Raw genomic sequence first — 24,826 nt, forward strand, 5'->3', positions numbered from 1 at the left:
GATCTTCCGAAGAGTCATGCCCGTCTTGCTGCCAACAACAACGGCGCTTCTACCCCAAGCATTACAAGTCAGACACCATCACGACTTTGCCGGGACCCTGCCCGGCGAAGGCCGCACCGCCGGCCCCCAGAAAGTAGCGCTGAAGGTCGAGAACTGACCAAGGATCATCCAACACAGCCAGAATCTCGGCGAGCGTCAGAGGCTGCTGCTTCATGCTTCTCCTTCAAGTCAGATCAGCGTCCTCGTCGTTTGAGGCTTCACATCCGGCAGTCTGCCTTCTGTCACGCCAGTTGGTTCTCCGAGGCGAACGACAGAAACGGGCTGGACGCCCCGCTCCAAGACACGTGCAGCGCCTCCCGAGCTCGAGTACTGGCGACGAAGAGCAGGCAGCGTTCTCGGAGCATGTCGCTGTCGTGCTGGAGCTGATCGACCTCGATTGGCGTGACTTCCTTGGCGAAGGGAACAGTCTTGGCCGTGACGCCCACCACCGCGACACAGCGGAACTCCAGCCCCTTCATCGCGTGCATGGTGGCGAGGCGCACTCCGTCGACGTCTGCGCCGGGCTGGTCCCGCACCCGCACGGCGGGGATCCCGGCCCCGGTCAGCTCGTCCTGCACGCTGCCCAGAACGGTGTTGAACCGCGCGCAGACACCGATCTCGCTCGGCTGGACGCCCTGTTCCAGCCACTCCCCCACCCGCTCGACGAGCGCTATCGTCTCGGCCTGTGGCGTCGGATAGCCCTGCGTGTGCGGTCGCTTGCCGTGCAGCAGTGACCGGTAACCGGTGAGGCTGTCCTCGCCCTCACCGCCGAGGTCATCGACGTGCGATCCGACGAGCACGCCGGTCGACCAGGACAGGATCTCCTCGGTGCTGCGGTAGTTGATGCGCAGCCGGCTACTGCGCCCCGCAACGGAGATCCCGAGTGCGCTGAGTGACACTCTGGAGTCGTAGATCCGTTGGTGCGGGTCTCCGGTGATGAACATGTCGTCGGCGCCGGGCACCACGGCGGCGCGCAGCACTCGCCACTGCGCGGGATGCAGGTCTTGCGCCTCGTCCACGACCACATGGTCGAACCCGTGGACGTCGAGGTCGGCGCCGTCGAGGAGCTGCGCCGCCCTCGCGCACACCTGCAGGTGCGTCATGGTGCCAGCTGCCGACAGCTCAGCCGAGAACATCTCGACGCCGTCCCACACCTGATCGCGCTGTCGGGAGCCCAGCGCCGACCCCCGTCCCCGCCGGCTGGCCACGCGGTACTCCTCCCGGCTCCGCACGTCCTGAGCGAGGACGACATGCCGGAACTCCTGGGCGAGGAACTGCTCGGTCCAGGACAACTTCAGTCGTCCGCACACCCGCCGCCAGACCTGCCGCTCGTCCGCGTCGCCGATGGGTGTCGGCACCCGCCCGGCGAGGGCGCGTACGGTGCGGTTCGCGAAGGCGTTCACCGTGGTCACCTCGACGCGCGCCAACTGCTTCTCGTCGCCGAGGAGCGCCGCGAGATTCTCCCGCAGGGTCGCGGCCAAGGCATTGGTGTACGTGGTGAGCAGCACCCGGCTGTCGGCGGACCGGGCCAGCAGGTGCTTGACCCGATGTAGGGCGACCACCGTCTTCCCCGTGCCGGGCCCACCCGTCACCTGCGCCGGCCCGTTGTACGACACCCGGTACGCGACGCGCCGCTGCGACGGGTGGAGAAACACCCGCCAGGCGGCGAACGGCTTGTCGAGGATCTCGGCCAGCTCGTCGGGCCGGGTCACCAGCGTGATGCGGCTGGTCGTGTTGGCGATCGCCATGGCCAGGCTCTCGCTCGGCTCCGGCGTGGCGTGGGCGGGTCGGCGCTGGGCGACGAGGTCGCGGTAGACGTCGTCCGGCGGAAATCCCTCGGCCAGGTGCTGCAACACCTCGAACTGGTCCTCGGGCAGTAGCGTGCCGAACGCTTCCAATTGCGGCTTGTCGATGATCGTCCGGACGGCCCGCAAGACCTGGTCGTCGATGCCCAGGTGACGCAACACCGTGTCGGAGTGGCGGGCGAAGAGCAGCGTCGGCGCCTGCGCCGCTGCTTTCTCCAGCGCCGGCGTGAGCTGCTCGATGGCGACGACGTTGCGCACCTCCAGCGCCCGCGTCGCCGTGTTGACGGTGTAGAGGCGCTTGGCCGCCCAGGTGTACGCGCCGTCGTGCGGCACGACGCTCAGCAGGAGGAAGATGTCGCTGCCATCGTCCGGCGCCAGCACCACCCCGCGCCAGAAGTCGTTGATCCGGATGGTCCGCATCCGCGGGTCCCGGGCGTTGTTCACCGACTCCAGGTGCAGGCCCTTGTCGGCGTACAGCTCCGCGATGGTGAGCTGCTGGAACTTCGCCATGGCCTTCCGTACGCCGGCCTTAATCGGCTTTTCCAGGACGTCAAAACTCTCCCAGAAGCTGTTGGCGAAGGCGAGCTGAGGCACGGACGGACCTCCGATGTGGTCGGTCGATGGCGGCGAGGGCGACATTACCGGCTGCCGCCCAGCGGGGCACCGGCAGCTATCTGGTACGCCCCCGTCCGTCAGGAACACGGCGGAGGGACCGACGAGACAGAGTTGAGGTGACACCACCGATGCGCGCATCCCCGTAGACCGGCCGGCACGACTCGCCGTGGATCCAACCCGAGGGCGGGCAGTACGAGGAGGATCCCGGCGCTACTTGATCAGCCGTTCGCTCTTGATCAGGTCGTACCGCCGCGCGCCCACGGTCAGCATGCGGATCGCCCATCCAACACTGCATCCGCCCGGGCCGCCAGCCCCGGCCGGCATGGGCGAACCGCCGCCGGCGGACCGGCACCTCCACCTAAACCATATATTGACCGCAGGAAATTCCTGATCCTACGCTCTCGGGGCACGCTGGTTCACTTCCCGGAGCGGGAAACAGGGCGACACATGCGACGATCAGGGCACCGAGCCAGGGCAGTTTCCCCGAGACGACTGGCGGGCGCCGCCGCGTTCGTCCTGCTGGCCGCGACGACGCCGCTGCTGACCGGCCCCGCCGCCGGCGCCGCGCCCCGCGTCCCGGCGTGCAGCGCCGACCCGACCGCCCGGCTGGCGTCGGTGCCGAGCCCGGAGGGCTTCCTCGGCTTCCCGCTCGGCGCCGGCCAGGAACGGGTGGTCACCAACGACGAGGTGCGCGGCTACCTCGGCACCGTGGACGCCGCCTCGGACCGGGTCGTCACCGGCAGCATGGGCACCAGCGTGCTCGGCCAGCCCCTGCCGTACGCGGTCGTCTCCGCCGACGACAACGTCCGGCGCGGCACCCTGCGGCGCATCGCCGACGACATCCGCTCACTGCGGGACCCCCGCCGGACCAGCCAGCAGAAGGCCAACGGGATCACCGAAGAGACACCGGCGATCGTCTGGATCACCGCCAACGTCCACGGCGGGGAGAAGAGCGGCGCCGACGCCGCCCTGAAGACCCTCTACGAGCTGGCCGCCGGACTGTTCTGCGAGGTCGAGCGACGCAACGACAACCTGGTCACCATCATCGACCCGATCCTGAGCCCGAGCAGCACCGGCACGAACGTGCTCCGCTACCCGACCGGCGACACGTTCTGGGCAAACGGCTACACCGTCGGAGGCGACGTGCTCAAGGGAACGGTCGCGCTGGTGGACGAGCCGTCCGGCGCCGGACGGGCGGTGCTGTTCGCGTTCAACCCGCTCTTCCGGGCGTACAACGAGAATGGTCTGCACCTGGTCGCCAACGCGCTGCTCCACCCGGGCAACGGCGGGGCGCGCCGCGCGAGCGGCGTCGACCCGGCCCGCGCCGCCGCAGCCACCGCCCCGGTCGCGGAGAACCTCGGCGGCGAGTGGCGACCGTTCACCATCAAGGTGGCCGCCACCGACCTGCCCCGCGCTGAGGCGGTCGTCAACCGGTTCACCAGCACCGCCCGGGTCTCCGTCGCGGACGGCTCGGCCCACCTGGTGATCCCGAACCCGGACGGTCTCCAGGTCGACGAGCACCCGTTCCTCGGCGACCTCGTGCGCGCCCTGCGGGCCGAACGGATCCCACTGCGTTCGGTGGTGGGCTGACCGGCCCTCCCCGGAAAGCTGATGGTGAACTGAGGCACCGGCGGGCCTCTCGGGTCGACGGGGCAAGGGTGCGGGGACGGGATGCCCCGAGTGGTGGTGGCGGTCGCGGCCACCGGCGTTCTCTCCACGGCGACCGTGCTGACGGGGCTGATCACCATGCCACCACCTTCCGACGAGCGTGGCGAGCGCCCGCCTTCTCTCCTCACATTCCCAGGGCCTTGCCCGCGAGCTCACGCCACTTCGGCACGTCAACGCCGTTCAGGTCGTCGGTGATGACCAGCGTCCCGCGCGGACCACCGCCCTCCTCATAGGAAAGGACGCCGTTGCGGGCGTACCAGGCCTTCTTCTCAGCCCACTTTGCGGCGTAACGAGGGTCGGTGAGCATGCCGAGGTGTTCCCAGTAGACGATGTCCCCGAGGTCGGTGTCGACGGTGAAGTCCGGCCGGACCGTGCGTCCGTCCTCACCGGTGAACGGCTCCTCGTACCTGTAGACGGCGTTCAGTTGCCGCAGCAGGTTTGCGATGATCACTTCACTCTTGCTTCGCACCAACTCGCCACCGTCGGTGCGGTGCACCAGGCCACGGTCGATGATCGTTCCGTCGACCTCGATCGGTTCGGATGGTACGAAGAGGTTCGTCAGGCGACCGGCGGTGTCGGACCAGACTGCCGAGCTGTGCTTCGCGACATCGTTCAGGTCGGCCTCGTGGAGTAGGACCACCTTCCGGCTCTGCCTGGTCAGCGCGGTATAGAGCAGCTCGCGGCTCAGGCCAGCGCCGTCAGCCGGCAGTACGACGAACGTGATCCCGAACTCGCTGCCCTGCGCCTTGTGGATGGTGATAGCCCAGGCCAGTTCCAGCATCGCCGCCCGGTCGTTGTCGGACCAGTCGTAGTAGTCGTACTTGACGCCCTCTCGTCCGCTGAACTCGACCTCGGTCTTCCACGGGCGCTTGACCCACTTGTTCCGGGTCTGCCCCACCGCCACGCCCAACTCGCCGTTGGCCACGAACGCTTCTGCGCCCTTCGGGTAGATCCCGGACTCACGGAAGGTGTGGTTGCGAATGTTGATCACCTTGTCGCCGACAACGATCCGCTCCGGGCCGATCGGCTTGGCGTTGTAGCGATTCCACCCGGTCGCCTGCGCCAGCGCCTTCGCCCCGAAGGCATCCTTGAGCGCCCGGTTGATTTCGGTGGTGCCCCAGCCCCGACCCCGCACCGGGGAAAGGATCTGCCAGGCGTCGGCCTTGGCCCCGGCCCCCATGGGAAAGTACAGGTTGCCCTTGCCAGAGACCTGGCCACCGTAGCTGAGGCCGAAAGCGGTCGCCATCTCCTCGCCGGAAGCCGTTCGAAGATCCTCGATCTCTTCCCGCAGCACCGCGACCAGCGTGTTGAACAGGTCCGACCGCTGGTACCGGACCGCGCGCAGCGTCATCATGTTCTCGCCGGATCGCAACCGCTCCCAGATAAGATCGGCGGCCGGGGACAGCTCACCGTCGGCAAACCAGTTGGCCAGGACCAGGTCGTCGCGTTCATCGCCGGTCTGCCGGCGCGGAATGGTCAGTTCGGCGTAGCCAGGTACGCAGCGCGGCTGGCGAGTGGCGATGTCCTCGGGCGCGAGTCGCCGAACGATGTCGACGAACGGCCGGCCGGCTCCGATCGGCGGAAGCTGGCGGGGGTCACCGACCAGCACCAGCCGCTGCACGCCGGCCACCGCGTCGAGGAGCGCGGCCAACTGTTCCTCGGTGAGCATCGACGCCTCATCGACGACCACGGTTTTATAGCTCGTCGTACGGCTCTGGGGATCTCCCGTGATCAGGTATCGCTCACGCTGCGGGTCGTACCGCCCCCTCCCGATCAGGAACTGCGCGAGAGTGACGGCGTCCGCCTGTACCAGGTGAGCCAGTTGCACGCGGGCCTTGCCGGTCGGGGCGACCAGGAGGACTCCCCCGGCGGCGACGGGCGCGGTGTGCCGCAGCACTTTCAGTAGGGTGGTCTTGCCCGTGCCGGCGGGCCCGATCAGCACGCTGATCCGCGACGAATACAGCGTCACGAGGGCAGCCGTCTTTTCCGCCCGCGCCCGCGTTTCGGCCTCCCTCTCGTCGGTGGTCAGGTCACCAGGGATATCGCCGAGTGCGTCGCCGAGCAGGGCGGCGAAGTCGGGTGCACCGCCGAGCGGCGCGGCCTTCAACCGCCGCTGCACCTGGTCGCGGATGAGGGCGGCGACCTCAGCCAACTCGGTAAGCTGCAACGCTGGCGCTCCGCCGGGCAGCATCACCCCGGTCAGCGGCGAATCCGGCGGCAGCGTGCCGGCCGAGAGTCCGTGCGCGTCGAGGACATCGGCGCTGACCGGGCACGGCGCGCTCAAACCGTCCTGGGCGCGCTCCCGGATGTGGTTGACCAGGTCGGCCTGGGGGCACAGGGTGTGTCCTGCGGTCTTTTCCCGTTGCAGCTCTTCGACGAGGAGGGCCCGCACCCGCCGCGCGTCGAGCCCGTCGTCCATCGCGGTGGGCCTGGGCAACGGATACGCGGAGGCGATCTTCGCATCCGGGAAGCAGCCGCGGTCGATGACGGAGAACGGCACGGCCTCCCGCTGACCGCGGTCGGCTTCGAACAGCAGGTACGGATCGGCAATGATATCCGCATCGGTCAGGGCGGCGTCACGCTGCTCGACCACGAAGAACCGCTCGGCCTGTTCCTTGGTCAGCGAGAAGCGGCTGAGAAGTTGCAGTAGTTCCCGCCGCTCGGGTCTCAGCGCCTGCCACGTCTTGCGCAGCGTGGGCGTCAGGTGTGCGGCAGCGGCGATGCCCAGGCGGTCCGGATTAGCCATCGCCTGTTCAAGCATCGGCCACGGATCCGCGTCGGGGCCCGCTGCCGCAGCCACCAGGTGGGCAAAGGTGACGGACTGCCGCACGCCGAACGCCGCCAAGGCGCTGGCCAGGCCGGGACGTGGGCCGCGCAGCTTCCACAGCCGATTGAGCTGGGCTTCCAGCCAGTCGAACCCGAGCGGGCGGGCGGCGTCGCCGAGGATCCGCTCAGCGTTGCGGCCGGCCGCCTGGAGGGCGAGCAGGGCATCGATGGCGAGGTCGTGGCTGACGTGCTCGCTCACGTACGAGAAGGCCACCCAGCCCGCCTCGGGTGCGAAGGCCAGGGCGTCGCTGATGTCGACCCCGTCATCGTCGCGGGCGGCCAGCAGCGCCTGGTACGGCAGGAGGAACCCCTCCTGCTGGTTCGGGCGCAGCGAATGCTCGATCGTGGTTTCCCACATCTGCGCCGGGAATCGCTCACCGCCCCCGCTGCGGTAGGCCCCGGTCGGCGTGACCTTGGCGACCGTAGCCGCCCCCACCAGGAGCCGGCGGGTGTCGTCGGTGAGCGGGCTGTGCTTGGCGTAGAAGAAGACAAGGCTGCGATCCGGCCGCACGGTCTCGAAGAAGGCGTCCAGCAGCGTGCGCTGGTTGTCGCCGTGCATCACCCAGTTGATGTTCTTCCAACCCGTGGCCGCGTCGACCTGCTCCTCGAGCTCCAACTGCAGGCCGATCTGGCGCTCCTCGCCGATTTCCTGCGCCTCGCTGCGGGACATCCACCGGAACGGAACCGCTTGGGCCGAGAACGGTAGAAGCGGCTGTGGCGTGGGGAGGAACGTCGCGAACGCCGGGTTCTTGTCCGTGAACGGGTGGACGCGCTGGAACTGGATGGGGCGCGGCGACATGAAGGTGGCCCGCTCGGCGACGCACGGCGGCGCGTCGGCCAGCGGCAGATCGGCGATCACCTTGCCGGCGAGGCTCGCTTCCTGCTGGTCGCGGCGGTTCTGGCCGATGTTCGGCAACAGCACGCACGTGCCGTTGCCGCGTGGGTCATGGCAGACCGTGCCGTTCCACCCGGCGTCGTGCCACGGCACGCGGATGGAGATGTGCTCGATCGGCCGGACCGGCTCCCCCATGGGCTCTCCTTGTTGTGAACGCGTGTTTCAGCGTGTCGACGCTGTCTGTCGTGAGTGAATCGGGTGTGCTCAGTCCGGCCCGGTCATCGGTTCCGAGGCAACGCGTTGAGCGTCCTGCGGGCCTCGTGCCGTTTGCCCCCGCTGAGCTGCAGCAGCCCGATGTCGCGCTGCAGCTCGATGATCCGGATGTCGTCGACGTCGAGGACAGGTCGGACGTCGCGCAGCAGATCCTCCAGTGTTCGCAGCGCACTGCTGCCATCGCCGATGCGGCTGTGGCAGGTCGCCTCCCGCTTCCCGCAGCGCAGCACCAGTTCGATGTCCTCGCGCACGCGGAGTCGGCCGGCGATGTCGGCGTACGTCCGAGCGGCGTTCCGGTAGTCGCCGCTGTCGAACCACATGTCCGCGCGGTGTAGTCGGCTGTCGAGGGCTCTCCGGTCCGCGTAGACCTCGCCCTCGCCCTCGAAGAACGGATCATCACCGCCGGTCGCGATCCGCGACGAAGCCGGTGCGGCTGCCGGCACGGCCGGTGGTACGTCGGCGAACACCTGGCTCAGCACGCCCGCGTACATTCGGACGGGGTCGCGCTGCGACGGCGGGTTGAGGGCGCCCGGCAGACGCCCCAGCTCGTGGACGAAGGGAAGTAGCCGCTGGTGGACGACCTCGGCGCCGGCCGGGCGATCCTCGGGGTTCTTCGCCAGCAGGTCGAGCACGAGCCGTTCCAGCCTGGCCGGCACCTCGGCGCCTACCTCGCGTAGCGCCGGCGGCCGTTCATGGACGTGTTGGTTCATGAGGAGATAGGTCGTGGACCCGTCGAACGGCCGCCCGCCGGAGAGCATCTCGTGCAGCGTGCAGCCCAAGGCATACAGGTCGCTGGCGTACCCAGGATTGTTCGCGTCGAGGAACTGCTCCGGTGCCATGTAGGCGAGGGTCCCGGGGTTCTCGTCGCTATGGGTGATCTTGGAAAAGCCCGGCAATGCGGGAGCAACCGCCAGGCCGAAGTCGAGCACCTTGACCGCGCCGTTTCGCTCTAGCATCAGGTTGCCCGGCTTCAGGTCGCGATGCACCAGGCTGGCCTCGTGTGCGGCAACGAGGACGGAGCAGACCTGCGCGCCGATCGCCGCCGCCCAGCCGATCGGCAGCGGCGCCTGTTCCGCGATCAGGTCGGAGACGTTGATGCCACGGACCCGCTGCATGACGAGGAACGGTTGCCCGTCCTGCTCGCCCCAGTCGTACACCGCCGGCACGCCCGGATGCTCCAACCGCGCCATGATGCGCGACTCACGCCGGAATCGCCGTGCGAGGGCACCGTTGTGCCTACCCTCGTCGAATCGGATGAACTTGACGGCGATATCCCGCTCAAGCCGGGTGTCGCGGCCGAACCAGACCTGCCCCATCGACCCACCGGGAACCGGAAACGGGTCGAGCTCGTAGCGGCCGCTCATCAACGTCCGCCCGGACACACTTATCTCCCCTGGCCCCTTTGCGACAAGTCCAATCCCGACCCGACATTGACACACGCGGGCGGAACCAGCAGATCCTAGTCCGACCGGAGGCGGCCTAGTGCTGATGGCCCTGGCGAAACTTGAACAAAGACTGTCGGCTATCTGACGCGTCAGCAAGCACCCTCGACGAACGGGTGACTTCCTTCGCGAGCGGCACCGCCCGCGCGGGTGGCACCGACCAGCCGCCGCGTGAGGTCGCTTGCCGTGCAGCACGAGCTGCTCGGTGGAAGGGCTTTCCACGCAGAACGGTTGGGATCGGGTGATGCCGCTGCCACCGCCACCGATTTGCGATGATCATCGTGGCGGACCGACAGCTGATCTCGGCTGGACGAATGGCCCTATGAACACGCGTCGTCGTGGGCCAGGATCAAATCAATCGCCGTGGGCATGGACAGGGAGCAGAAGTGCCGGACGACCTTCGCTACGAGCCGCCAAAGCACCGCTACGACTGGTTGATCGCCCTCGGTCCTGCCTCATGCCTCGTCATCGGGAACGTGCCGGACGACGACCGCGAGGTGATCTCCGGCCTGGCTCCGGAGGTCCGTACCGTCCCCGCCGGGGCATTCGACGATCTGGTCCACAGGGGCGCGTACGCCTTCCACCGGGCAGGAATCTGGCGGGCCGTCGTGATGGGCACCGGTTTGACGCCAACCGCTTCGGCGAGTGGACGTACCCGATACACGGAGGACGACAGCCACCTGGTGGCGGCGACCTTTCTACACAGGGCCCTCTGGCCGACTGCGGAGCAGTTCGCCGGCCGTGCGTTGTTCCGGGTGGGCGACATGGTGCGCGTCAGGGGCGGTGCAGGTCTGGTCGGCCGGATCAAACGGGTCGTGCAGTTGGCCGGCGCCTACCAGTACCAGGTCGACATGCAGGGCGAGATCAAGCGGTACAGCGAAGAGTCCCTGGTCCTGGAAGAGGGAGACCCGCGCGATCCGAGCTTCTGGTTGACTCAACCGCCCGTCGGGGCGGACGGGCTGTCGCTGACGTTGACCTGGACCAAGCTGCGTCATCCGTTGACCGACACGTTGTACTCGTTCGCCTCAAGCAAGACGGTTTTCCGGCCGTACCAGTTCAAGCCCGTGCTCAAGGTGGTGACCGCGTCGTCCGGCCGGCTGCTGATCGCCGACGAGGTGGGCCTGGGCAAGACCATCGAGGCCGGTCTCATCTGGAACGAGTTGGAGCAGCGGTCGCGCCTCGACCGGGTACTTGTCGTCGCACCCGCGGTGCTGACCCTCAAGTGGAAGTCAGAGATGGGGCGGCGCTTCGACCGGCAGCTCGAGGTGCTCCGCGCACGAGAGCTGGCGGACTTCGCCGACAGGCTGGCCGATGGCGATGACCCGCCGCTGCGGGGCATCGTCTCTTTGGAGTCACTGCGCGGTGCCGACGAGCTGCTGGACAGGCTCACCGACCTGCATCCGCGCTTCGGCCTCGTGATCGTCGATGAGGCGCATTACCTCCGCAACAGCGGCACCAAGTCCCACGCCCTGGGCCGGCTGCTGGCCGACTGGTCCGACTACCTCATCTTCCTGTCCGCGACGCCGTTGAACCTCGGCAGCAACGACCTGTTCAATCTGCTGAGCCTGCTCGACGAGGGTCACTTCGGCGATCCGGCCCTGTTCGAGGCCCAGCTCGAGCCGAACCAGGTCCTCAACGCCGTCGCGCGCTCGCTGCTGACCGAGGGTCGGCGAGAGCCGCGGAAGCTGGTGGGTCAGTTGGACATCCTGGACGCGATGGAGTTCGGCTCGTCGGTGACAGATCGGCCTGACTACCAGTTGCTCCGCCGTTTACTCGATGTCGACCGGCCGCTCATCCACGAGGAGATCGCCCGGGCGCGCCGGCTGCTCGCGGATCTCAACATGTTGGGCGGCGTCCTCACCCGTACACGCAAGGCAGATGTTCCCGACAACAAGGCGATCCGCGCGCCCCGGAGCATCGACGTCGAGTGGACGGAGCAGGAGAAGAGGTACTACGAGTCCATCCACGCGTGGTACATGAGCCGGGCCCTGCAGTCGAACACTCCTCCGGGTTTCGCGATGCAGATGCCGCTGCGGCAGGCGGCCAGTTGCATCGCCGCCTCGCAGGAACTCATGCGGGAACGCAACCCAGGGCTGTTCCGGCAGGAGATCGACGACGCCGATGAGGACGTCGCCGCGGACATCGCCGACCTGTTCAGTCTCCCGACGTTGGCGGTGCCGGTACGGGTCGACACCAAGTACGACCGGCTCCTGGCTGAGCTGGTACAGGTGCGGCTGGCAGGCCTGCGGCAGGTCATGATCTTCTCGTTCTTCCGGCGGACGCTCGGCTACCTCGCGAGGCGCCTCGGCGAGCACTTCACCGTGCGAGTGATGCACGGCGGGGTGGCGATGGCCGACCGCGAGCGGATCATGGACGAGTTCCGTGCAGGTGAGTTCGAGATTCTGCTGCTCAGTGAGGTGGGTTCCGAGGGTCTCGACTTCGAGTTCTGCAACGTGCTGGTCAACTACGACCTGCCGTGGAATCCCATGCGCGTGGAGCAGCGCATCGGCCGCCTGGACCGGTTCGGACAGAAACACGAAAAGATCTTTATCTACAACATGCACGTCCCCGGGACCATCGAAACCGACATCTTCCAACGCCTGTACGACCGGATCGGCGTGTTCGAAAGCTCCATCGGCGCGCTCGAGCCGATCCTGCGTGACGAGCTCAGCCACATCACGAGGCGGCTGCTGGATCCACGGCTCAGTGCAACGGAGCGGCTACGGGAGGCGGACCGCATCGGTGTGGCGCTGCAGCAGCGCGCGCACGACACGGACGAGCTGCGTGCGGCGCGCACGGACCTGTCCGGCCTGGACGGTCTGCTCGTCGAGGGGCTCACCGAAGCTGGGCCGGACAACGGGCGGTTCATCGGCGCGGCGGAAATCCAGCGGATGCTGGACGAGTTGTTCAGCCGTACGGGTGGACGGCGAGGCAAGCCCAACAAGGATGGCATTTTCAAGCTTGTCGGCACGGCCCAGCTCGCGGAGCGGCTGCGCTCCAGCCGCATCAGTGAGGACGGCAGCAGGCACCTCCGTCCGAAGCTGGCGGCGCTGATGCAGAACGAAGAGCCGCTCGACTGCACCCTGCGGCCGGAGGTGGCGAGCAGGCACGGCAACGTCGAACTGCTGTCGGCGCGGCATCCACTGATCAAGCTGGCGCAGGAGGTGCTCAGCGAGGAAACGCTTGCGTTGCCCCGTTTCGGCGCGGTCCGGGTGCCGGGAATCCCTGGCGGCCACCGATACCTAGTGACGCTCGACCTGGCCGAGACGACCGGGCTGCGTCCGCTGTTGGAGCTGTGGGCCACCGCCATCGACCTGGGCAGCGGGCAGCTCTGCGACGGCGTGGGCGACCTGTTGCTCACGGCGCTGGCCGAAGGACGCCTGCAGGACGGCGCAAGCAGTCAACCGGAGGACCTGCGGGATCTGTGGGAGCAGGCGCAGCAACACCTGGCGGTGCGGCACCGGGACACGGAGCGGGCCCGCCGCCAAGAGAACATGGCCCTGGTGCGGGGGCGAATCCGGGCGCAACAGGGGTCGCTCGACCTCCAGATCGGCAAGACCCGCGATCTGGTGGCACGGCTGCGGGCCGAGCACAACAGCCCGAGGATCATCCGGCTTCACGAGGGGCGGTTGCGTAACCTTCGGGCCCGACGTGAGGAGATTCGCCACGAGTTGACGCGCCATCAGGAACTCGCCGTTTCCCTGACGGCAGTCGCCGTCGCGCTCATCGAATAGGCGGGGCCCACTCCTTCTCCATGTACCAGGGCGTGGGTGGGGTGGGCGAGGTTCGCTCCGCGTTGCGCAGAACCAAGTGGGCGTGCTCCCGGCCGCGCACTACCGGCCAGCGATCGACCTTCATATCGAGGCGCCGTCCCGAGCCGTCCCGAAGGTGGATTCGCCCGTCGCAGTAGAGCTTGAAGCCCATGTTGCGGCCGAACGTCAGGCTGATGCCGTCCATAACCTGGTCGTTGAACATCAGTCCCAGAGGTTCTCCGGTCGTGGCGCGCACCCGCAGTCGACCCGTGCCGTGTTGCGGCCCCGGGAAGTCACGGCCGTGGCGCTCGTATCCGAGATTGGACTGACCGCTGAGCACCTGCCATGGCTCGTAGAACGGGGTGTAAGCGGCGTACAGGACCTGGTGGTGGCTCCGGCCGCCTTCCTCCCATTCGACCACGAAGTCAAAGCCAGGACGGTGCAGGTTGAGCCGATCGTATCCAGCGGTGTCGGCCAAGCCCGCCACGATGGCCTCGTCGGGCTGCACGCCCGCGTTGTCGAACACCTGAGCGTGGGGGAAGAGAGCGCCGAGGCGACGCTCCACATAGGGGACCCGGCTCATTCCCCCGGCAAGGAGAACGTAGTCGATGTCGCGGATCAGCGCCTCAGGGCCCAGGGCGCGGAGTTCAGCCGGCGAAGCGCTCTCGCGTTCGGTCAGCCGGGCGGCACGCAGAGCGGCCCAGACGAGGCGTTCGGCCTCGTCCATCTGCGGCCGGAATGCCTCTTCCAATTGCTCTCGCGTGTAGGTCAGCACGGGTGCGCGGCCGATCTGACGGGAGGGCAGCACGACGCGGTGCTCCAGCAGCCGGGACAGGTTCACCTTGGCGTCGCGGGCGGCCCGCAGGACGAGGGCGCGCAGCATCTCGGGGTGAGCCGTGGCGGTCACGTCGTAGCCGTTGTCGCCGAGGTCTTCGAACAGGTCGCGGGCGATGGCGTGGTCGAGCATGTCGCCGGCGAACTCGGCACCGAGGGCGGTCAGGACGGAGATCTCCGGATCTGGGCCACCGACGACGTCGAGCACGGCGATGTCCAGGGTACCGCCGCCCATGTCGAACACGAGCAGCCGTCCTTCGGGCTGCTCGCCGTAGGCGAGGTACCGATGGCTGACCCAGGCGATGCCGGCGGCGATCGGCTCGTCGACCAGGTCGCAGCCCTCCACCGGCAGACCGGCCTTCTCTGCCAGAGCCAACAGGCGTTGCCGTTGCGCACCGTCCCACATCGCGGGACAGCCCAGCCGGAACTCCCGCTGGGTGGTGAGGGGCTCACCGACGCGGGCGGCGCGGTCACCGATTTCCGCCAACAGGGCGATCATGACCTCGTCCGCCAACACCTCCGACATCCCGGCTGGGCCGGGAAGAGTCACCGCGTCCTCGTTCCTGGTGATGGCGCGTTTGATCGACCGGATCACCTGGTCGCTGGGCAGGGCGTCGGCATCCTCCCCCACGAGCAGTGTGCCGCCGCGATAACCGGCGACGGACGGGAACCACCGGGTGCTGCGGCCCAACGGCGCAATCTCAACGGGCCGGCGCCCGGCCCGGGTCGCCACCAGCGACGTCGACGTGCCGAAATCCACCCCGACGGCGTGGCCGTGGGCTCCCCCCATTGCGTACTCCTACGTGGTTACCAGCGCCTTTTCGATCAGCACGTCTTCGCCCGGCGGGCGCCAGTGATAGCCGGGCCGGATAACCGTAACGTCCGTGCCGTCTTTGGGAACACCGACGATAGGCTCGTGCACAGTCGGATCAAAGGTCATTTTCTGCCCGGCTTGACCGATCGGATCAAGCGCCTGCGCCATTACCAGAGCGCGACTGCGTTCAATGAGGACCTCCGCCTCAGTCCCGTCAGCAGCGAGTTCCTCTACCTCGGCGGCCAGGTTCACCAGAGACCGGATCACATCGATCTGGATCTGGCGGTCCTGCGCCGATCGCAGCGAGGCGGTGCCGCGGTGCTCCGCGCGTAGGGTCTCCTCCAGTTGCGTACACCGGTCCGCCATCGCCGCGGCACGTCCCTCGGCTGCCTCGGCCCGCTCGTCGGCGATCTTCGCCGCCGCCTGGGCCTGCTCGGCGTCGCGGCGCAGCGACCTCACGCGCTGCTCCTGCATAAGGGAGCCGGTCCAGATGGCCACGACGGGATCCGTTGTGGCAACACGGTGAAAGGCAGCGGCGACCGCCTCCCCAGGGACACCGACGAGGAACTCGCTGGGCAGGCCCAGCAGGAAGGTCAACCGTCCGCGGGATTCGACGACGGACAATTCCCGCACCACCAGTGGGTGCAGATAGCGCACGGCTACCTCGGGACGGGAGGTGACGCCTGCCAGGATTCCGTTGGCGCAACCTGCGAGGTCGTCGAGGTTCGCTCCCGTCCACCACTCGTCGTGCAGCATGCTCTTGCTGCGTACCTTGCCCACCGCAAGGATGAGCGCCGCCCGTCCCCCGTCGGGGGTGAACGGGAGACCCGTCACGAGCGGCGCGAGTCGATCAAGATCGACGCTGCAGCGCTCGTCGCGTGACATCGACGGCAGAAGCCGACTCAACGCCAGCGCGCAATCATCGAGCGCCCGCACCCCATCCTCACTGCACCCGGCCGCGACGGCGGAGGCCAGCGTGACCAGCGCGGGGATCGACGCTGTCGACAGCTCACCCGCCGCACAGACCCGGCGCAACAACGCGGCGGCAGCCGAGACGACATCCGGCTTCGGCTCGACGTACGCCTGAACCTCTGCGGCCGCCGCCGCCAGGAGCGGCGTCAGGGTCTGTCCGCTGGGCACGGCGGCGCGGTTCGCGACGGCCGACGACCGGGGCAGTGCGAGCAGAAGAACTTCGAGGGCGGCCGTCTCGTCGTCTTCGAGCTCGCGCACCAGGGCATCCAACTGCTCCTTGGTCAACTCGCCGAGACGGGCGCCGACGGCAAGTGGATTCGACAGGTAGTGCCCAAGGGATCGGGCGGCGTCCTCACCGGTCGCCTCGGCCAGCCGCTCGGTCAACGAGGCAGCCTTCGCTGCGGGAACAGGCTCACCGACCCGCACCGGCGTCGAGTCCGGCGCGGCAGGGCACAGCGTTACGGCCGGCTCCGGCTTCTCCGGCTCCGTCGACGCCACATCGGACGGCCAACCGGTGACCTCCGGCTCCCCGGCGACAGCCTCGGCTGGACCGTTCTCGGCGGGGGACGCCAACACGACAGGCGTGGGCGGTTGCGCCTCGGCCTGAGGCGAGGCCGGCGCGGTGGCGTCCGATCCTGGCCGCTCGCCCGCCTCATCCTGACTCTTCTTGGCCGGCTTGCACTCGAAGACAGCGGCAGCTCCCTTACCGCTCACCTGCACGTCGTCATGGCTGAGCAGAATCCGCTCGATGCGCTTCCAGCGGGCCCTCTTGAGGTCGACCTCGATGCCGAGGTCTTGCAGCTTCTGCCTGATCTGGGTCCGGGTCAGGCCTGACCTGCTCTCCCGCAGGAGCCGTAGCACCGGCCCGGTCGGGTCCTCGTCGAACGAGGCCATGGACGACGCGTGATCAAGCAGGAAATCGAGACGTAGGGAGCCCTGAGGAGCTCCGGCGATCCGGCCACCGAGCTTGACCATCTCCTCTGTGCCGTCGTCCTCCCAGCGGACGTGAAAAGCCCCGCCTCTTCTCGACAGAACCCCCCTGCCGAACCGGACTGGCCCACCATGCCGGTCCGGTTGCTGCACCAAAACCAACTCCGCCTCTTCCACGGCTGAGACTTTAGACGCGCCCGCCACCGGGCCGGCAGGGCGGCGGTGGCATCATGAACAGCACAGCCGGACCATGACGCTGGGTAGCTGTCGAAAATCCGACAGTAGTTCACGCCCTCTTGGATCCAATGGCCATCAATATCCACACTTATGCATGGCCTGCTCGGATGGTACGCCCAACGGAAGCCGGAGCCACAAACCAGTCGCGCCAGAGGTGAGCGCGCCCGAAGGACTCCCCAATGCGTTGCAGCCCCTGCTGACTCGCATCGCGGATCGCCGCGCTGCCCGCAGCGAGGCGACCCTCCAGGCCGACATCCGTCAGCTCCTGCTGGCCGGTGACTTCGGGCTCATCGGGAACGAACTCGACGTCGATCTCGAAGCTCCGGCCAGCGGTGGCCGACGCATCGACATTCAGGTCGGCTTCACCGTCATCGAGGTCAAGAAGCGGCTGCAGCCCGGGCGGACACTCCACGAGGCCGAGCGCCAGCTCGCTGGGTACGTCAGGTCACGCAGCCAGGAGACCGGCCAGCGTTACGTCGGCATCCTCACTGACGGCGCGAGCTGGCGCGCCTACCAACTGTGAAGCGATTCGCTGGTCCTGATCGACATCCACACCCTGGCTGCCGCCCGCCCCGACGGGCTGGCCCTGTTCTACTGGTTGGAGGGCGTTCTGGCGACGAGCCAGCGCGTCCGGCCGACTCCCGCCGAGGTGGCCCGCCGTCTCGGCGCGACCAGCACCTCACACAAGTTGGATCGTGCGGCGCTGGCCGCGCTCTATGAGGAGCACGAACAACTGCCCACCGTGCAGTTGAAGAGACAGCTCTGGGCGGAGCTGCTGGACAGCGCCCTCGGCACGCAGTTCGTAGACGACCCGGAACTCTTCGTCGAGCACACGCTGCTCATGAACAGCGCGCACATCATCGCGCACCTCGTCGTCGGCATCGACGTCATGGAGTCACAGCCGGAAGGCCTGATCACCGGGCAGCAGTTCGACCAGGCCGGCATCCTCGGCGTGGTCGAGCACGACTTCTTCGGCTGGACCACGGAGGTGCCCGGCGGCCGCGAGTTCATCCATGGGCTTGCCCGCCGACTAGCCCGCTTCGAGTGGACGAGCGTCGACCACGACATCCTCAAGGTGCTGTACGAGTCAATGATCGGCACCGAAACACGCAAACGGATGGGCGAGTACTACACGCCGGGCTGGCTCGCCGAGCACATCGTCGAGACCGCCGTCACCGACCCGTTGCGGCAACGGGTGCTGGACCCGGCCTGCGGCTCCGGCACGTTCCTCTTCCACGCCGTACGGCGATACCTCGCCACAGCGGAGGCGGCGGCTGTTCCGCTCGACGCCGCACTGACGCAGCTCGCCCAACAGGTGGTCGGCGTCGACCTGCACCCCGTCGCGGTGGCGCTCGCACGGGTGACCTATCTCCTCGCAATCGGGCACGACCGCCTCAACGACCAGCGCGGACCGATCACCATCCCGGTGTACCTCGGCGACAGCATGCAGTGGCGCGATCGCCTGGACCTCTTCACGGAGGACCACGTGCGGATCAGCGCCGGCTACAACGCCAACCAGGTCGAGGACTGGCTGCGCTTCCCGAGGAGGCTACTCAGGGACCCTGGCCACTTCGACCGGATCGTCGCCACGCTCGCCGCTCTGGCCGCCAAGCCGCGAGATCCGGACACCCCACCGTCCCTGGCGGGGTTCTTCCTTCGGATGAGGATCACGCCCGAGGACCAACCGATGATCCTCGACACCTTCGACGCGATGTGCCGGCTGCACGACGAGGGGCGCGACCACATCTGGAGCTACTACCTGCGCAACCTGGCCCGGCCGGTCTGGTTGGCGATGCGGGAGAGCCGCGTCGACGTCCTGATCGGCAACCCACCGTGGCTGTCCTACCGGCAGATGCCGCCGAAGATGCAGGCGAGCTTCAAGCGGCTCTCCGCCGACCGCGGCCTGTGGCACGGCAGAGAGTTCGCGACGCACCAGGACCTCTCTGCCCTCTTCGTCGCCAGAGCGGTCCAGCAGTACCTCACCGACGGCGGGACGTTCGCCTTCGTGCTGCCCAACGCGGTGCTCGACCGCGAATACTACGAGGGCTTCCGCAGCGGCTGGTACGAGGATGAGGGGGAGCCGACCGGCGTCGCCTTCACCAGTTCCTGGGACCTACGTCGCCTGCGGCCCCATCCCTTCCCTCGCGGTGCCGGCGTCATCTTCGGCGACCGGGCAACCCTGAGCACCTATCGCCGCCTGCCCTCGGTGACCGAGCGGTGGACCGGACGTCTGCCCGCGAGCGCCAAGTCGTGGAAGCTGGTCGAACCCCTCATCACCCGAGAGGCCGCCGAGCTGGTCTTCGGCGAATCGGCCCACAGCGAATCACCATACGGGCCGCGTTTCGCGCAGGGCGCCACGATCGTGCCTCGGTTGCTCTTCTTTGTCGACAAAAAATCGGGAGGTCCGCTCGGCCTCGGTGCAGGCCGCCGCGCCGTACGCTCGGCGCGCAGCAGTCTCGAGAAACCTCCGTGGAAGACACTGCCCGCTCTGAAAGGGGTCGTGGAGGCGGAGTTCATCCGGCCTGTGCTGCTCGGTGAGAATCTGCTGCCGTACCGGATCCTGCCGCCCAGGGAAGCGGTGCTGCCGCTGGACGGTTGCGCCGTGCTGACCGGCGACGATCCCCGGCTCGACTACCACCACGGTCTCGCCGAGTGGTGGCGGCAGGCGGAGGCGGCATGGGAAGCCCACCGCAGCAACGACCGTCTCACCCTCGCCGCGCAGCTCGATTACCGACGCAAGCTCACCGCCCAGCTCCCCGCGCCCCCACTACGCCTGGTCTATGCCGCATCCGGCATGCACATCGCCGCCGCCGTCGTCGACGACCCGGCCGCGATCATCGAACACGGCCTCTACCACTGCACGGTTCAGACGCGAGCCGAGGGCCATTACCTCAGCGCGATCCTCAACAGTCCGATCCTCACTGCGCTCGTCCGTCCCTTCATGTCGTACGGGAAGGACGAGCGGCACATCGACAAGCACGTGTGGAAGCTGCCCATCCCCCTGCACGACGCGGGGAACCCGACGCACCAGCGCCTCGCCGACCTCGGCCGGCAGCAACACGAGACGGTCGCCGGGCTGCGCCTCGCCGACGGCGCGAACTTCGTGGCCCTACGCCGTCAGGTCCGCGCCGACCTCGCGCGACACCCCGCCACCGGCGAGATCGAGGCGATCGTCATGGAGATGCTCGGCTGACGGGAACGCCTAGTCCGTGACCAACTCGTCCGAGGTGGGCAGTTGCGCCTGGTCGTAGAACCAGCGGAGGTGGTCGAGCAACGCTTCGCGGGCGTCGGCGTCCGCGAGGACTTCCAGGGGGACACCCGGACGCAGGGCGAGTTTGGCGGCGGCAATGTTCACACCTGGTAGTTGGTTGAGCCGCTGCCGAAGCTCCTCTCGCAGCGTGACGTCGTTGAACGGCGTCCGGACGCTGAGATGCTGGAACACCACCTCAACCTTCCCACCCGGGTAGATCACCGCCGGCCAGACGCTGCCGAGCTCGTGCTCCCTGCGCCGGGCCATCAGGAAGCAGGACGTCTCCCCGCCGGTCCCGTAGGACAGGGTGCCGCCCATCGTGGTCCACGCTTCGAGCAGGACGAACGTGGCGGTGGCGACCGCCGGGCTCTGCCGCGCGGTGAGCTGCTCGATGAACCTCTCGGCGTAGGTGCCGCCCTGGCTCGGCCTTTGTCGGGGCACGCGCTCGGGCAGTTCCTCCGGCGTGATGCCGGCGAGTTGCGCCAACTCCTCGGTGCGGATGCGCTGCGCCTGGTCGGCACGGCCCTGCTGGTCGAACGTCACGCCCTCCACCCGGAGCACCTCGCGCGGGTCGTCGGCGCGGTCCGGTTCAAGCCAGCGAAAGCCGGGCGCGACGGTCCCCTCGGCCTGCAACACCCGGTGCGCGTTCGGTGCCGGGTGGTTGGCCAGTCGGGTCCCGACCGGCATCGGCGCGGTGCCGATGAGTGCGGCCAGGTCGCCATACGTCGTCCAGGAGCCGGCGGGCAGTTCGGCCAGCGCCTTGGTCATGAGGTCCCAGGGCACCTCGGACTGGTTGCCGGCCTGCTCGGTGGGGCCGGGCCATTCCTTGATTACGCGGTCGGCCATGGCGTCGGCGCGGGCGAGGATCTCCGGACGTCCCCACTGGCGCTGATCCGCAATCTGCCGACTGAGCCGGATTCCGCTCTTCTCCAGTTTGGCGCGCTTCGCCGCGAAGGGCTTGTTGCCCAGCTCCGGGTTGTAGCCGGTGAGGGTCAGGTTTCCCAGGGTGTGGAGCAGCGCCTCGTGCATCTCGTCAAGGTTTTCGTCCGGCCCGAGGTCGGCGGCGAGCATCTGCCGCCACTCGTCGGTGAGCGTCTGCGGCAACACGTGCTCGATGGTCGCCTTCTCCAGCAACACCGGCTCCTTGCTGCCGTACGACTCCTCCAGCCACCGCAGCACCAGGCTGCGCTGGGGCGCGCGGCCGTGGAGGTAGAACGGGATCGACCGCACCGCGGCGCGCACGGCGGCGTCGGTGGCGTAGTGCTTGCGCCCGGTCGACAGATACGCCCGGACCGCCTCGTCTACCGGCAGGTCCTTGCTCATCTCGGTGACGACGGAGAGCAGAATCCGGTTGATGTTCATGGTGCTCCGCCCGATCAGCAAGCGGCGGACGAAGAAGCTCTCGACGTACAGCATCGCCGAGGCGACCTGTGCGGAGGTTGCCGTGCCGTGCTCCCGGCGATCGAGCAGGTGCAGGGCCAGCGGGTAGACGGTGGTGGTGCCCCAGGCGCTCAGCCGCTCCAGTCGCTGTCGTACCCCCGGGTCCTTCTCCTCGTCGGGATGGAGGATGACCCGCAGCAGCGCGCCGAGGCGGGCGAACCGCCGCACCTCCGCCTCGATCTCGGCCTCCTCGCGGAGCTTCTCCAGCCGCAGTTGCTGGGCCGAGTAGATGTCGGTCTGCTTGACGCGCGGGTCGCGGTGCACCAGGTCGAGCCAGAAGAGCAGCTCCAGCTCCGTCGATGCGAGCTGCTCTTGGAGCGGCCGCCAGAGGAACTCGTAGACGGTCGGTCCCTGCTTGGGCAGCCGCATGAAGAGGTAGTTGCGCAGCAGGTCAGCCTGGGTGAGTTTCAGCCCGGTGTTGTTCAGCGACTCGAAGATCCGATAGACGTTGTCCCCGGGTTGGGCGGTGACGGCCACCAGCCCCAGACCGGTGATGACAGCGCTCTCGATCCGCGTGATGTCCAACGGGTTGTCCGGGTCGTCGGTGGCCAGCGCGTCGGCGAAGAACTTGTATGCCACGCTCACCGCGTCGGTGCCCCCGGCCTTCACAGTCGACTTCAAGCAGGCCACGTACGCGTCGCGGTCATGCTGGGTGGGGACGAGCTTCTGCCAGCGCTGCTCCTCGAAGGGGTTGGTGAGGTATTGGTGGTCAATTCGGACGCGGTGCTTCGGGTCCTCGTGCGTGGCTCGGTGATCGCGGATGGCGCAGAGCAGGATGGAGAGGGTAGTGAGCCGCTGCTGCCCGTCCACCACCAGGAACTCGGCGGTCCCAGCGGGACCATTCGTGGGGCTCGGCGCAAGGACGAGCGAGCCGATGAAGTGCGTGGCGCGGGGACTGTCCACCCTGTCCTCGGCGAGCTTGCGCACATCGGCCCAGAGCCGCGCGAGCTGGATCTTGTTCCACGAATAGGTGCGCTGGTAAAGCGGCACGTGATATTGCTTTGCCCCCTCCAGCAGAACCTGCAACGTGGTTTCCATCGCCGTGACCATCCCCGGCCCCTGTCTCTTTCGGACCCGCCCTCAGCCCGGCAAGACAAACAGATCACCAGCGCTCGAAGCAACTCATGTCAGGCAGTGCTGCCGGTCGAGGCAGACATCCTGTCCTGACGGCCGATGCAGGCCAGAGCCCTTTGGCAATCGGCTCGCCACCCATTCCCCTCCGCCAATCACCAGGAGTCGGAAACACGACAACCATCGTCGGCGGCGAGGACGTAGGCCTCCTCGCTGACCTTGATGATCAGCCGTCGGGACTCCTCCTCGTCCAGGGCCAGCGCGTCGAGGCTGGTCCAGATCTTCTCGTACGCGGCCAGTTCCCACGGCCGGTCGAGATACAGCGCGCCGGTCAACGACTCGCTGTAGACGACTGGCGGTTCGGGCTCGACGCGGTTGCCGACCGAAAAGTCGAGCAGCACGAACGCCCCCGCGCCGGCACCGACGTGCAGCCCGGCGGCGAGCGGGAGGACCCGGATCGAGACGTGCGGCAGCCGGCCGGCGTCGAGCAGGTGCCGGAGCTGATCCGTCATCGTCGCCGCGTCGCCGACCACGCGCAGCAGCACCGCCTCGGATAGCACCACCTCGAACCGGGGTAGCGGGGGCAGCCGCAGCCGGAGCAGGGACTGCCGTTGCACCCGGGCCTCGACCAGTCGGTCCCGCTCGTCGGCGGTCACCCCGGGGCGGTGCAGGCAGACGGCCGACGCGTACGCCCGGGTCTGCAACAGCGCGGGGACCAGCATGCCGTGGTACTCGCGGAGCCGACACGCAGCGGACTCCAGGCCACCGTGCAGGTCAAACCAGTCGGGGACGGCGACGCCGTAGGCGTGCCACCAGCCCTTCTCCTTCGTCTGCCGCGCCAGACCGATCAGGGCGCCGGCCAGCTCGGAGGCCGCGCCGTACAGCTTGCACATGGCCTGCACGTCGGCTTTGCCCACCGCCCCGATGCCGCCCTCGATGCGCTGCACCTTCTGCCGGTTACACCGCAACGCCCCGGCCACGCCATCCAGCGTCATGCCCGCCTCGTTCCGCAGCTCCCGCAGCGCCCGCCCGAGCTGCCGGCGCGGCACGGTCGAGCCCGGGTCCTCAGCCATCAGAGCCCCGCCAACGCCGCCGGTCGGACGCCTGCGCCTGGTAGCGGCCCGCGCGCTGGTTCGGCCCGGGCGCCGCCCACCGCCGCTCGGGCCACTCGTAGACGATCGCGCCGTCGCACCGCGAGGTCTCCACCCCATCGGGTACGACGCCCTCGACCGTCTCCCGCCGGCAGCGCCCCGGCATGTCCCCGTCGGGCACCACCTGCCCGGTCAGGTCGACCGCCACCTTCCCCGGCCGCAAGAACCATTTCCACCGCTTACGCATGCACCCTCCCTCGCTGGCCTGCGATAGAACCTAGCAGACCTGTAAAGCCTGTAAAGACAGGACGGGGATGCTTTACACGTTCTTCAAAACGGCTGCTTTGCTGACCTCATGCCGTACGCCCAGCCGCTCTGGCGACAGATCAGAGATGACCTGCGCGCGAAGATCAAGGCTGGCATCTACCCGCCAGGGAGCAAGCTCCCCTCCGCGCGCCTCCTAGCCGAGGAGTACGACACAAGCCACATGACCGTCCGCCGCGCCTTGGACTCCATGATTGAGCTTGGCGAACTGGTCGGCCGCATGGGCATCGGCGTCTTCGTTTCCGACGGTTCGGCGCAGCACTCTTAAGGCCGAAGTCCCGCCAGATCCGTCCGATCGTCGACTTCGACAGCCCGGACCGCTCGGCCATCAACTTACGGGACCAGTGCGTGGCGTTGCGTGGTGTCTGCTCCAGGGTCGCCACCACGACGTCCTCGACTCGGTCCAGAGCTATGGAGGGTGGACGGCCCGGCCGCTGCTCGTCGACCAGGCCGTCCAGCCGCAGCTTCAGGAACCGACGCCGCCACTTACCCACTGTAGACAGATGCACCCCGAGGTTGGTTGCGACATCGACGTTTGAGATGCCCTCGGCGCACACCAGGATGATCCGCGAACGAATCGCCACAACCTGCGACGGCTTCGCCCGCCG

The 24,826-nt window shown here is 68.1% G+C and carries 14 protein-coding genes and 1 pseudogene; 5 read left to right on the forward strand and 10 right to left on the reverse strand.

The annotated features are described in order from the left end of the window. Nucleotides 1-61: 61 nt before the first annotated feature. The gene (locus GA0070608_RS32810; RefSeq protein ID WP_176733841.1) at nt 62-214 is read right to left on the reverse strand and encodes a hypothetical protein; all 153 of its coding nucleotides are present in this window, start codon (nt 212-214) and stop codon (nt 62-64) included. Nucleotides 215-281: 67 nt separating this feature from the next. Continuing rightward, nucleotides 282-2,438, reverse strand: coding sequence for a UvrD-helicase domain-containing protein (locus GA0070608_RS25985; protein WP_091631078.1), 2,157 nt, complete (start codon nt 2,436-2,438; stop codon nt 282-284). Between the two features lie 468 nt (nt 2,439-2,906). On the opposite strand from GA0070608_RS25985, the gene GA0070608_RS25990 reads away from it, so the two are divergent. Beyond that, entirely contained in the window at nt 2,907-4,049 is a 1,143-nt protein-coding gene (locus GA0070608_RS25990; RefSeq protein WP_091631079.1) for a M14 family zinc carboxypeptidase, read from the forward strand. A 202-nt stretch (nt 4,050-4,251) separates the two neighbouring features. Here GA0070608_RS25990 and GA0070608_RS25995 read toward each other — a convergent pair whose 3' ends face one another. Then, complete coding sequence (locus GA0070608_RS25995; protein ID WP_091631080.1) at nt 4,252-7,983, reverse strand: AAA family ATPase; 3,732 nt, start codon at nt 7,981-7,983, stop codon at nt 4,252-4,254. 83 nt (nt 7,984-8,066) lie between these two features. Then, the gene (locus tag GA0070608_RS26000; RefSeq protein WP_141719550.1) at nt 8,067-9,443 is read right to left on the reverse strand and encodes a serine/threonine-protein kinase; all 1,377 of its coding nucleotides are present in this window, start codon (nt 9,441-9,443) and stop codon (nt 8,067-8,069) included. Nucleotides 9,444-9,889: 446 nt separating this feature from the next. On the opposite strand from GA0070608_RS26000, the gene GA0070608_RS26005 reads away from it, so the two are divergent. Then, nucleotides 9,890-13,237, forward strand: a complete 3,348-nt coding sequence (locus tag GA0070608_RS26005; protein ID WP_091631082.1) for a DEAD/DEAH box helicase — start codon at nt 9,890-9,892, stop codon at nt 13,235-13,237. Here GA0070608_RS26005 and GA0070608_RS26010 read toward each other — a convergent pair. Together GA0070608_RS26010 and GA0070608_RS26015 are read right to left on the reverse strand one after the other, a co-directional pair. Further along, a complete protein-coding gene (locus tag GA0070608_RS26010; RefSeq protein ID WP_176733842.1) occupies nt 13,227-14,849 on the reverse strand; it encodes an Hsp70 family protein in 1,623 nt (540 codons plus the stop codon). The two genes, GA0070608_RS26005 and GA0070608_RS26010, sit on opposite strands and share 11 nt — an antisense overlap. 39 nt (nt 14,850-14,888) lie before the next feature. Then, the gene (locus tag GA0070608_RS26015; protein WP_091631084.1) at nt 14,889-16,982 is read right to left on the reverse strand and encodes a hypothetical protein; all 2,094 of its coding nucleotides are present in this window, start codon (nt 16,980-16,982) and stop codon (nt 14,889-14,891) included. A gap of 244 nt (nt 16,983-17,226) precedes the next feature. Between GA0070608_RS26015 and GA0070608_RS26020 the strand changes: the two genes are divergently transcribed. Beyond that, on the forward strand, nt 17,227-17,565 hold the full coding sequence (locus GA0070608_RS26020) for a hypothetical protein (RefSeq protein ID WP_141719551.1): 339 nt from the start codon (nt 17,227-17,229) through the stop codon (nt 17,563-17,565). Nucleotides 17,566-17,640: 75 nt separating this feature from the next. Beyond that, nucleotides 17,641-20,235 (forward strand): N-6 DNA methylase, encoded by a 2,595-nt coding sequence (locus GA0070608_RS26025; RefSeq protein WP_218107584.1) that lies wholly within the window; start codon nt 17,641-17,643, stop codon nt 20,233-20,235. 9 nt (nt 20,236-20,244) lie between these two features. Here GA0070608_RS26025 and GA0070608_RS26030 read toward each other — a convergent pair whose 3' ends face one another. From GA0070608_RS26030 to GA0070608_RS26040, 3 genes are all read right to left on the reverse strand, one after another. Then, nucleotides 20,245-22,782: a GmrSD restriction endonuclease domain-containing protein gene (locus GA0070608_RS26030; RefSeq protein ID WP_091631086.1), complete on the reverse strand. Its 2,538-nt coding sequence runs from the start codon at nt 22,780-22,782 to the stop codon at nt 20,245-20,247. A 176-nt stretch (nt 22,783-22,958) separates the two neighbouring features. Then, the gene (locus GA0070608_RS26035) at nt 22,959-23,876 is read right to left on the reverse strand and encodes a helix-turn-helix domain-containing protein (protein WP_091631087.1); all 918 of its coding nucleotides are present in this window, start codon (nt 23,874-23,876) and stop codon (nt 22,959-22,961) included. Next, nucleotides 23,869-24,141 (reverse strand): hypothetical protein, encoded by a 273-nt coding sequence (locus GA0070608_RS26040; protein ID WP_141719552.1) that lies wholly within the window; start codon nt 24,139-24,141, stop codon nt 23,869-23,871. Before GA0070608_RS26040 ends, GA0070608_RS26035 begins: the two co-directional genes overlap by 8 nt. A gap of 108 nt (nt 24,142-24,249) precedes the next feature. Between GA0070608_RS26040 and GA0070608_RS26045 the strand changes: the two genes are divergently transcribed. Beyond that, nucleotides 24,250-24,486: a GntR family transcriptional regulator gene (locus tag GA0070608_RS26045; protein WP_091631089.1), complete on the forward strand. Its 237-nt coding sequence runs from the start codon at nt 24,250-24,252 to the stop codon at nt 24,484-24,486. A gap of 25 nt (nt 24,487-24,511) precedes the next feature. Here the strand turns inward: GA0070608_RS26045 and GA0070608_RS33690 are convergent. Then, a pseudogene (locus tag GA0070608_RS33690) lies at nt 24,512-24,802 on the reverse strand (helix-turn-helix domain-containing protein); the annotation flags it as partial. Nucleotides 24,803-24,826 lie beyond the last annotated feature (24 nt).

It is taken from the genome of Micromonospora peucetia, assembly GCF_900091625.1.
Taxonomy (GTDB): Bacteria; Actinomycetota; Actinomycetes; order Mycobacteriales; family Micromonosporaceae; genus Micromonospora; species Micromonospora peucetia.

Coding starts and splice junctions, on each gene's coding strand:
- GA0070608_RS32810 (WP_176733841.1), bottom strand. CDS start 214: ATGAAGCAGCAGCCTCTGACGCTCGCCGAGATTCTGGCTGTGTTGGAT.
- GA0070608_RS25995 (WP_091631080.1), bottom strand. CDS start 7,983: ATGGGGGAGCCGGTCCGGCCGATCGAGCACATCTCCATCCGCGTGCCG.
- GA0070608_RS25990 (WP_091631079.1), top strand. CDS start 2,907: ATGCGACGATCAGGGCACCGAGCCAGGGCAGTTTCCCCGAGACGACTG.
- GA0070608_RS26035 (WP_091631087.1), bottom strand. CDS start 23,876: ATGGCTGAGGACCCGGGCTCGACCGTGCCGCGCCGGCAGCTCGGGCGG.
- GA0070608_RS26030 (WP_091631086.1), bottom strand. CDS start 22,782: ATGGTCACGGCGATGGAAACCACGTTGCAGGTTCTGCTGGAGGGGGCA.
- GA0070608_RS26040 (WP_141719552.1), bottom strand. CDS start 24,141: ATGCGTAAGCGGTGGAAATGGTTCTTGCGGCCGGGGAAGGTGGCGGTC.
- GA0070608_RS26045 (WP_091631089.1), top strand. CDS start 24,250: ATGCCGTACGCCCAGCCGCTCTGGCGACAGATCAGAGATGACCTGCGC.